The organism is Cellulomonas bogoriensis 69B4 = DSM 16987 (genome assembly GCF_000767165.1).
Taxonomy (GTDB): Bacteria; Actinomycetota; Actinomycetes; order Actinomycetales; family Cellulomonadaceae; genus Actinotalea; species Actinotalea bogoriensis.
Genome location: NZ_AXCZ01000500.1, coordinates 1 through 336, shown reverse-complemented (window position 1 = coordinate 336; position 336 = coordinate 1). Strand labels below are relative to the sequence as shown.

Sequence of the window (336 nt, the reverse complement as noted above, 5' to 3'; positions counted from 1 at the left end):
TGCTGGTCGGCGACAGGTGCGGTGCTCACGGGCGGGTTCCTCCAGCGTGCTCGTCGGCAGGTGAGCCCAGGCGCACCGTCCAGGGGTCGGTCGACCGTGCGCTCACCCGGGTCTCCACCGTAGTGCCCGGGCCGTGCCGGTCGACCAGCACCTCCTGCAGCCGCCGGGCGGCACCGTGCAACCAGGTCCATTCGCTGGCGAAGTGGGCGACGTCCACCAGGAACGGCCGACCCGACGCCGCGGGGCGCCCCTGGCGGCGGGCCTCGTGCTCGGCACGCTCGCGCAGCTCCGAGGCGGGGTGGTGGCGCAGGTCCGCGGTGAGGTAGGCGTCGGCGC

At 75.6% G+C, this 336-nt stretch carries 1 pseudogene; it reads right to left on the bottom strand.

Features of this window, described 5'->3' with window-relative positions:
• Window positions 1–25: 25 nt before the first annotated feature.
• Window positions 26–336, bottom strand: a pseudogene (locus N869_RS18310) (Nif3-like dinuclear metal center hexameric protein); the annotation flags it as partial.